Origin of the sequence: Brasilonema sp. UFV-L1, from assembly GCF_012912105.1 — a bacterium.
Classification (GTDB): domain Bacteria; phylum Cyanobacteriota; class Cyanobacteriia; order Cyanobacteriales; family Nostocaceae; genus Brasilonema.
This window is the reverse complement of sequence record NZ_QMEA01000203.1, coordinates 1-9,698: the sequence shown is the minus strand read 5'-3', so window position 1 is coordinate 9,698 and position 9,698 is coordinate 1. Positions and strand designations below refer to the sequence as shown.

Sequence of the window (9,698 nt, the reverse complement as noted above, 5' to 3'; positions counted from 1 at the left end):
GCCCCTAATCCCCACCTCCCCACACCTTGCCATGAACACTGCAATCTCAAATTCGCATCGCTTTTGGGCATATCTCCAATTACTGCGACCTGCTAACATCGTTACCGCCTGGGCAGATGTTCTCGCTGGGTTCGCGGCTTCAGGATACGTTGTCTTTTTTAGCCTATCTTCTTCCCATTTGATACCACTTGTATGGTTGCTTTTAGCAACTACAGGTTTATATGGTGGTGGTATTGTTTTGAATGATGTCTTTGATGCTGAAATAGACGCCATAGAAAGACCTGAGCGACCTATTCCCAGTGGGAGAGCATCTCGTAAAGAAGCATCTGTTCTGGGAGGTTTGCTTTTGAGTGCTGGGATATTGGCAGCCTCTCAAGTCAGCTGGGTAAGTGCTACTCTCGCTTGTGGCATTGCTGCTGCTGCTGTTCTTTACGATGCTTACAGCAAGCATCACCCTATTTTTGGTCCGCTCAACATGGGACTTTGTCGCGGTGGTAACCTTATGCTTGGTGTAAGTGCGGTTTCACCAATGGTATCAAACTATTGGTTTTTAGCGCTGATTCCGATTGTTTACATTGCTGCCATAACAACTCTTAGCCGAGGTGAAGTTCATGGAGGTAAGAGTAGTACTGGTGCGATCCCCCTCATACTAATTAGTACAGTCATTGCTGGATTATTAGGACTGAGTTGCTTAGAAAATTATCATCTGCTTGGAGTTTTACCATTCGTGATGTTACTGGCGGCGAGAGTGTTAGTACCTTTTCTCAACGCAGTCAGCAAACCATCTCCAGAAAACATCCGCACAGCTGTACGTGTAGGAGTCTTGTCACTTATTGTTTTAGATGCCACAGTTGCTGCTGGTTTTGCTAGCTTGCCATATGGATTATTGGTTTTGTGCCTGTTACCGATTTCAATGGCATTGTCACAAATATTTAGTGTTACTTGAAGCAGACGTTAAAACTATTTGCCTTATATAATCATGACCCCAGAAAAGCTCAAGCAAACAGATCAAATCCTGATCGAGCTGCTGCGCGATGCTGCTGTAGGGAAACTCACTCAAGGCGATGCTGCTTTGCAGCCGCTACGCGATCGCCCATCACTTCTACAAGCATCAGAACTTTCAGCCATAGAACAACAACTAGCTTACCTAATTCTCCTACTTGCTCAAGCTGGTGTTCCTGAATCAGTTTGGGCAAATTTAATTAACAGTTGTTATGCTGCCCTTTCCACTGTGACTTCATCTTCGCCGAAACAAAAAGTCACACCTCAAAAAATTACCATTATCGGTGGACGTGGTAGGATGGGGCGTCTGTTCACGCAGCAACTGACAGCAGCTGGTCACAACGTCAGTATTCTCGATACGGAAGACTGGGAATATGCAGATAAGCTGCTAGGTCCTGCCGAACTTGTGATCATCTGTGTTCCTATTCAGTGGACAGTAAGTGTTATTAAGCGTGCTGCTCAATACCTGGCACCAACAACAGCACTTTGTGACATCACAAGTGTTAAAACTGAGCCAGTTCAAGCAATGCTTCAATACCATTGTGGCCCGGTAATGGGATTGCATCCTATGTTTGGTCCGAATGTTAAATCCTTTGCTGGACAAAAGGTAGTCGCTTGTCCAGGTCGGAATGACGATTCATTTACCTGGTTATTAGACTTTATCAAAAATCAAGCTGCGGAAGTTATAGTCTCCACACCTGAAGAACACGACGAGATGATGGTGATTATTCAGGCTACCAGACACTTTTCCAGATTTAGCGTTGGTGTTTTCTTGGCGCAAGAAAAGATTGACATAGAGCGCAGTTTGTGTATGTCAAGCCCAAGCTACCGTCAAGAGATTGAAATCATCAAGCGTTTGTTTGCTCAAAGCCCACAGTTATGTGTAGACATTATGCTGGCTACGCAAGATAGATGTGATGCTATTGCTAAGTTAGCTCAGACTTACAATCGTTTGGCAAAGTTAATTGTAGGCAAAGACCGAACTGCACTCATTCAAGAATTTGAAACTGCTCAAAGCTTTTTTGACGACGAAAGCATCAGTTCTGTTAAGCTCACTCAAGAAAACCATGCTGATCAACATCTTTCACGATACCGTATGCCCGTGGTGCCGAATCGGTCATAAGCATCTTTTTGATGCCTTGGCACAATCTCAACACACAGTCAAAATTCAGTGGCACCCATTTCTTCTAGACAACTCCATTCCTCCTGCTGGCTATGAATTTCGTAGCTATATGCAACAAAGAAAAGGTATAGAACCGCAAGCACTAGAAAAGCTATTTGACCATGTGCAAAGTATTGGTCATGCCACAGGAGTTAAATTAGATTTTAACAAGATTCGTTTAGCTGTTAATAGTATCCTTTCCCACCAATTGATTACGCTAGCACCAGATGACATCAAAAACGATGTTGTGCAAGCAGTTTACAAGGCTTACTTTGAAAACGGTTTAAACCTCGGTGACCTTGATGTTATAGTTGCCATTGGTACAGAAGTCGGCATGAACTCTACTGAGTTACGACTACAGCTGAACAGCAACACTGCACTCAATGCGGTTCTAAGCGAGTCAACATTTGCTCGATTAAATGGTATCACTAGCGTACCTTATTACATTATCAACAACAAAGTTAGGATTGACGGTTCACACTCACAACAAGTGTTCCTTCAAGCTTTAAATCGTGCCGCGCTTATAGAAGTATCTGCAAAAATATGGTAATAGACATCCGGCGAAACACTACACTGAATTTGCAACCCATCCGCCAAAGCTTCTCAGTAACCTTCGACTATAGGGTGCATTTTACCAACGGTGTGTTTGATATCAAAAATCCTCTGCTGGCACAAGTGATTGCCGCTGATCGGGAAACTGAGCCGAAAAAAGTTTTAGCAGTTGTCGATTCAGGATTGTTGCAGTCTCGACGAATACTGCTCAAGCAAATAGCTACTTATTGCGATTTTTATGCAAAAAGAATCAAGCAAGTGGCTGAGCCAATCATCGTCGCAGGAGGAGAAGCAGCCAAAAATGATCCAAATGAACTCTCAAAAATTCATCAAATCATAGATGAAGTGGGGCTTTGTCGCCACTCTTACCTATTAGGAATTGGTGGTGGTGCTGTATTGGACTTAGTTGGATATGCAGCAGCCACAGCACATCGAGGAATTCGTCTGATTCGTATTCCAACAACAGTCTTGGCACAAAATGATTCTGGTGTCGGAGTCAAGAACGGAATCAATGCTTTTGGCAAAAAGAATTTTCTGGGCACTTTCGCCCCACCTTATGCAGTTTTAAACGATTTTAACTTCTTGACTTCCCTTGATGATCGTGATTGGCGTTCTGGAATTGCAGAAGCAGTAAAAGTGGCGCTGATCAAAGATGCTGACTTCTTTGGGTATATAGCTACTCACGCTCATGCACTCGGCTGTCGAAACTTGAACTCGATGCAAAAGGTTATCTACCGATGTGCTCAGTTGCACATGGATCATATTGCTAACAATGGTGATCCTTTTGAAGTGGGTTCATCTCGTCCATTGGATTTCGGTCATTGGGCAGCACATAAACTTGAACAACTGACACATTACAGATTACGTCATGGGGAAGCAGTGGCGATCGGTATTGCTTTAGATAGTACCTATTCCTATTTGATAGGATTGCTGTCTCGCTTGGAGTGGCAACGGATATTAAATACTTTGTTGTCATTAGGCTTTGTGTTGTATGTACCAGAACTGTCTGAAAAAATGACAGAACCAGAACATCCTCGTTGCTTGTTCCGAGGGTTGAGTGAGTTTCGGGAACATTTGGGCGGTGAATTAACCTTAACGCTTTTGCAACGTATTGGTAAGGGTATAGAGGTTCATGAGGTAGATATATCTCTATTTCGACAATCAATTTGGTTGTTGAGCGAGTATTATAATTCTTCCTTACCAGCCTCAGGTTGGGAATGCCTTATGTGAAAGTTACACAGCCGTGGGGAGTGTCAATGTATGCACTTATTTTGGCGTAACAGCGAAGGAACAGAAATGAAAATAGACACAAATCACAACTTTCACCTAACCTACTGTACAAATATTCATCCTGGTGAAGAGTGGAGTCAAGTCTTTGCCAACTTAAAGCAATATATTCCTGCACTCAAAGCACAGCTAGCCCCAGACAAACCATATGGTATTGGATTGCGTTTGGCGGATGTCGCAACCAGGGAACTCCTACAAGGAAACACTTTAGCTGAGTTTCAGTCATGGTTAACTGAACTTGACCTCTACGTCTTTACCTTAAATGGTTTTCCCTTTGGTGGATTTCATTGGCAAGTTGTGAAAGACCAAGTTTATGCACCAGATTGGTCAAAGCAGGAGCGGTTAGACTACACTTTACGACTGGTAAACATATTGGCACAACTCTTGCCTACTAAGATGGAAGGCAGCATTTCCACATTGCCGTTATCTTATAAACCCTGGTTCCAGGGAAATCAAGTTTTTCTGTCATCCTTAACAACTAGCGCCAGCCTCAACTTAGCACAGGTCGTGGCTCAGATGGCACAAATTCGAGCCGAAACAGGAAAACTCCTGCACATAGATTTGGAACCAGAACCAGATGGATTCATAGAAAATGCTGCTGAAGTGGTTGATTACTTCCAGACGCATTTACTGCCAGTTGGTGGAGAATATTTAGCAAAGCATTTAGGCATTTCTTTAGAAGCAGCCGAAGCTCTTATCTTAGAACACGTGCGTGTTTGTTATGATACTTGCCACTTTGCTGTGGAGTATGAAAATCCCGTTTCGGTTTTTAAGCAATTTCAAGCGGCTGGAATTCAAGTTGGTAAGATTCAAATCAGTGCAGCTTTACAGGTGAACATTCCTACCGATATCGAACAGCGCCGTCAAGTGAAACAACGGTTGCTTCCTTTTGCTGAGTCTACGTACTTACATCAAGTCATAGCGCGCGAAAGTACAGGACAGCTACGTCATTATACAGATTTGGAAAAGGCTTTACCAGATTTAGACAACACAACAGATCGTGAATGGCGGATTCACTTCCATGTCCCGATTTTTATCCGTGATTACCAGCACCTCCAATCAACTCAAGACGATATTTCTAGCGTATTAGACTTGCTACAAATCAATCATGCTTGTAGTCATCTGGAAATTGAGACTTACACTTGGGAAGTGTTACCTCACCAGATGAAACTAGATTTATTAGCATCAATCCAACGAGAGTATGAATGGGTGTTATCAAAATTGTTAGTTAATAACCAGCTTTTAGAGTTGATAAGCAGTTAAGAGATATTTGTAAAGAAAAAATACGTAGGGTGCGTTAGTGTTATTGCTAATGCACCCTGCTGAATAAATAACAAGATTATTTACATTCGATTATGAATAAAACCGTAGTTCTCAACGTTGTAGGATTGTCACCTAGCTTGTTAGGAGAACATACACCGTTCTTGTCAAGTTGGGCGGCTTCAGGGAAAGTCGGCGCTATCGCCCCCGTGTTACCAGCTGTTACCTGCACAGCTCAAGCAACCTATCTCACAGGGAAAATGCCCAATGAACATGGTATTGTCGCTAATGGATGGTATTTTCGTGACGAGTGTGAGGTGAAATTTTGGCGACAGTCTAATAAACTTGTTCAAGTTCCCAAAGTGTGGGATATTGCACGCTCATTAGACCCATCGTTTACCTGCGCTAATTTGTTCTGGTGGTACAACATGTACTCGTCGGCTGACTATGCAGTTACCCCGCGACCAATGTATCCAGCTGATGGTAGAAAAATTCCCGATATTTATACACAGCCTTATGAATGGCGAACGCAACTCCAAACTGAATTAGGTCAGTTTCCACTCTTCAATTTTTGGGGTCCCAACACATCCATTGCTTCTACTCAGTGGATCGCTTCTAGCGCCAAGTGGGTCGAAGAACGCTGTAACCCAACGTTAACACTCATTTATTTGCCTCATCTCGATTATTGCTTGCAAAAGTTTGGTCCTGACGACAACCGAGTCACCAAGGATTTACAAGAGATTGATACTGTTTGTGGTGATTTGATTCAATTCTACGAAAATCGAGGCGCTCAAGTTATTGTGTTGTCAGAATACGGTATTACACCCGTCTCCCAACCCGTTCACCTCAATCGGATATTGCGGGAAAATGGTTTGCTAGCCGTGCGTGAAGAGTTGGGACGAGAACTGCTTGACGCGGCTGCAAGTCAAGCATTTGCTGTCGCTGACCATCAAATTGCTCATGTTTATGTCAACGACCCGTTTTATATTCCGAAAGTGCGATCGCTCTTAGAAGATACTCAAGGTGTTGCTCAAGTTTTAGGCGAAGACGAAAAGCCAGCTTATGGTTTGAATCATCAAAGGTCAGGAGAGTTAGTGGCGATCGCAAATTCAGATGCTTGGTTTACATACTACTACTGGCTTGATGACAATCGTGCCCCTGATTTTGCCAGAACAGTTGATATTCATCGCAAGCCTGGTTACGATCCTGTAGAATTATTCGTTGATCCCAATCTCAAATTTCCTCAGTTCAAAATTGGTTTCAAATTGCTGAAAAAACAGCTAGGTTTTCGCTACTTAATGGATGTCATTCCTTTAGATGCTACCTTAGTACGTGGCTCTCACGGTTGTGTCACCGCTTCTTCTGCATATGGACCGTTGTTTATAACTCGTCAAACTCATTTGCTTGAGTCTGAATCAATCGCAGCAACAGATGTTTGTCAATTAATCCTTCGACATATCACTCTTTAATGACTGGGAATAGAGAATATAGATTTTTGTCCTCAAACCCAGGCTATGGTAAGGATTTCGCAAAGAAAGTAGAAGAATTGCTATTCAAAAGTATATCTTCACTTCTAACTCACGGTAGAAGCGCAAACATACTTTCATACTCTCTTAGAAATTGCACTGAAGCATTTGAGTAAAAACAAAAAAATTGACACAACTATCAAAAAAATGTTCATGTATCACTTTTGAACATTCAGATAGGCTTATCTCATAGCCAATCGCATTCAAATCTAAAACTTTACTTAAGGTTTTGACTGTCAACTGTAGGCTGTTACCTAGTTGAATGCAATATGTTCATCAACCGGTTTGTCACTCGGTTTTCATTTAGCAAGAAAGTTCTTATTTGAACAGACAACCGCAATAACGCCTAGTTTGAGACAAGTTAAATAGACTACTTTTTAATCTCGATATCTTGCATTGTGGTTGTAGTATGTAAGTTTTTAATTGACATAGTACAGACGCAGGATAGTTGAAAGTCATTGGTCAAAATTTAGATGCATGACTAATGAACGCTCTTCGGATATGCAAAAAAGCGTACCCCAAAAGCAAACGCCAGTTCCCTGGGCGTGAGAAAACGCCTGATGCGGATTGGTTTCACCAGATACTATGAGAGCAGAAACCTTCATCAAGTACTGGCTCGTAATGACTCATAACTACTTCAGAGAAATTGTCCATGATTGTTGATTCTCACTCCTACACAACTGCTGGCGGTATAAGTGTATCTCGCTCGATTAGCGAAGTGCAAACAGACACAGCTCTAGACGAAATTTTGTTTCACCTGGACTCTCAGCGTGGAGGTTTACTCAAAAGTAGTTATGAGTATCCAGGCAGATACAAAAGATGGGCAATTGGATTTGTCAATCCACCAATAGAGGTAACAACACGCGAGAATACTTTCACGCTAAAAGCGCTCAACAATAGAGGCAAGGTGCTTCTACCAGTTCTTTTTACACGATTATCAGCGCATTCTCAACTTGAGGAAGTTAAATTAGAGAATGATGATATCACTGGCTCTGTCAAGCCAGCAGCGCAACTATTTGCAGAAGAAGAGCGCAGTAAACAACCTTCTGCGTTTACAGTTATCCGCGATATCCTCCATGCTTTCTCTAGTGATGAAGACGAGCATTTAGGACTGTATGGAGCGTTTGGATATGATTTGGTGTTCCAGTTTGAACCGATTTCCAAGCGTTTACAGCGTCCAACAGACCAGCGGGATTTGGTACTGTATTTACCGGATGAATTGCTCGTTGTTGACTACTATTTACAACGAGCATACCGTGTGCAGTACGAGTTTGAAACAGCGCATGGCAAGACCCAAAATCTTCCACGAACAGGCGAGTCGATTGATTATAAAGGACTGCGCCGTATTCCAACTTTAACTTCTGACCATAAAATAGGGGAGTATGGAAACCAAGTAGAAGTCGCATTAGATTACTTCCGTCGGGGAGACTTATTTGAAGTTGTTCCCAGCCAAAGCTTTTTTGAAGTTTGTGAAGAACCACCCAGCAAATTATTCCAAACATTACAGCAAATTAATCCCAGTCCGTATGGGTTTATATTTAACTTAGGTGGAGAGTATCTCATCGGCGCATCTCCAGAAATGTTTGTGCGAGTTGAAGGTAGGCGCGTAGAGACTTGCCCAATCAGTGGAACAATTAGCCGAGGACAAGATGCTCTTGATGATGCTGAACAGATTCGTCAACTCCTCAACTCTGGCAAAGAAGAAGCCGAACTGACGATGTGTACAGACGTGGATCGCAATGACAAATCACGGATTTGCGAACCAGGTTCAGTAAAAGTGATTGGTCGTCGTCAGATAGAATTGTACAGTCACCTGATTCACACAGTGGATCATGTCGAGGGATTATTAAGACCAGAGTTTGATGCTTTGGATGCGTTTCTAAGTCATACTTGGGCAGTGACAGTAACAGGTGCTCCCAAACGCTCAGCAATACAGTTTCTCGAAAACCACGAACGTAGTGCCCGCCGGTGGTATGGTGGAGCAGTTGGTTATTTAAGCTTCAACGGCGATTTTAATACCGGATTAATTTTGCGGACAATTCGGCTCAAAGACTCAGTTGCTGAAGTCAGAGTCGGCGCGACTGTTCTTTATGACTCCTTGCCCTCAGCAGAAGAACAAGAGACAATTACTAAAGCTGCGGCTTTATTTGAGACGATTCGTCGCACCAAGCAGGGGATAAAACCGGAAGAATGCAGTTCAACAAAATTGAGTGCTTGTATTCCAGATGTGGAATCGCTTAAACGCGTTTTACTGATTGACTACGAAGACTCATTTGTTCACACACTCGCAAATTACATCCGCCAAACGGGTGCGACAGTTACAACATTACGTCATGGCTTCTCGGAATCACTGTTTGATACAGAACGTCCAGACTTAGTTGTTCTATCTCCTGGTCCTGGTAGACCGAGTGATTTTCGTGTTCCAGAAACTGTCCAAGCTTGCTTACGTCGGCAAATTCCGCTTTTTGGAGTCTGTTTGGGATTGCAAGGAATTGTTGAATCGTTTGGTGGAGAATTAGGAATTCTCAACTACCCTCAACATGGTAAATCTTCACGGATTTTTGTTACTGATTCAAATTCTGTTCTTTTCAAGAGTTTACCAGAATCATTTTCTGTGGGTAGATACCATTCATTGTTTGCTCTCGCGCAAAAATTGCCAGCACAACTCAAAGTGACTGCAATTTCAGACGATGATGTCATCATGGCAATTCAGCATCAAACACTTCCTGTAGCAGCTGTGCAATTTCATCCAGAGTCTATTATGAGCTTAGCAGGAGAACTTGGTTTGGCAATCATTAAAAACGTAGTGCGTGCATACACTCAGACTCAAGAGTCATTGGTTATTAGTCATTAGTCAAGAATTTCCTGTCCCCTTATCCCCTTTTCCCCTAACCCCCACACCCCTACAC

The 9,698-nt window shown here is 42.7% G+C and carries 7 protein-coding genes; all 7 read left to right on the top strand.

Annotation, left to right across the window (positions count from 1 at the left end; genetic code table 11):
- Positions 1–946, top strand: a 946-nt coding sequence (gene eboC / locus DP117_RS32045; protein ID WP_339381110.1) for a UbiA-like protein EboC, incomplete at its 5' end; no start/stop codon positions are given.
- An 18-nt stretch (positions 947–964) separates the two neighbouring features.
- Entirely contained in the window at positions 965–2,125 is a 1,161-nt protein-coding gene (tyrA, locus tag DP117_RS32040) for a bifunctional chorismate mutase/prephenate dehydrogenase (RefSeq protein WP_248277929.1), read from the top strand.
- On the top strand, positions 2,070–2,714 hold the full coding sequence (locus tag DP117_RS32035; RefSeq protein ID WP_169222210.1) for a DsbA family oxidoreductase: 645 nt from the start codon (positions 2,070–2,072) through the stop codon (positions 2,712–2,714). The genes tyrA and DP117_RS32035 overlap by 56 nt, the downstream gene beginning before the upstream one ends.
- Complete coding sequence (locus DP117_RS32030; RefSeq protein ID WP_169222209.1) at positions 2,708–3,946, top strand: 3-dehydroquinate synthase; 1,239 nt, start codon at positions 2,708–2,710, stop codon at positions 3,944–3,946. The genes DP117_RS32035 and DP117_RS32030 overlap by 7 nt, the downstream gene beginning before the upstream one ends.
- A gap of 30 nt (positions 3,947–3,976) precedes the next feature.
- Positions 3,977–5,266, top strand: coding sequence for a metabolite traffic protein EboE (gene eboE, locus DP117_RS32025; protein ID WP_339381109.1), 1,290 nt, complete (start codon positions 3,977–3,979; stop codon positions 5,264–5,266).
- 92 nt (positions 5,267–5,358) lie between these two features.
- Positions 5,359–6,732, top strand: a complete 1,374-nt coding sequence (locus DP117_RS32020; RefSeq protein WP_169222208.1) for a nucleotide pyrophosphatase/phosphodiesterase family protein — start codon at positions 5,359–5,361, stop codon at positions 6,730–6,732.
- Positions 6,733–7,441: 709 nt separating this feature from the next.
- Entirely contained in the window at positions 7,442–9,643 is a 2,202-nt protein-coding gene (locus DP117_RS32015; RefSeq protein WP_169222207.1) for an anthranilate synthase, read from the top strand.
- Positions 9,644–9,698: the final 55 nt, after the last annotated feature.

Bases quoted from the DNA above. Each gene is read 5' to 3' on its own strand.
- DP117_RS32035 (WP_169222210.1), top strand. From the start codon at position 2,070: ATGCTGATCAACATCTTTCACGATACCGTATGCCCGTGGTGCCGAATC.
- DP117_RS32030 (WP_169222209.1), top strand. From the start codon at position 2,708: ATGGTAATAGACATCCGGCGAAACACTACACTGAATTTGCAACCCATC.
- eboE (WP_339381109.1), top strand. From the start codon at position 3,977: ATGCACTTATTTTGGCGTAACAGCGAAGGAACAGAAATGAAAATAGAC.
- DP117_RS32020 (WP_169222208.1), top strand. From the start codon at position 5,359: ATGAATAAAACCGTAGTTCTCAACGTTGTAGGATTGTCACCTAGCTTG.
- DP117_RS32015 (WP_169222207.1), top strand. From the start codon at position 7,442: ATGATTGTTGATTCTCACTCCTACACAACTGCTGGCGGTATAAGTGTA.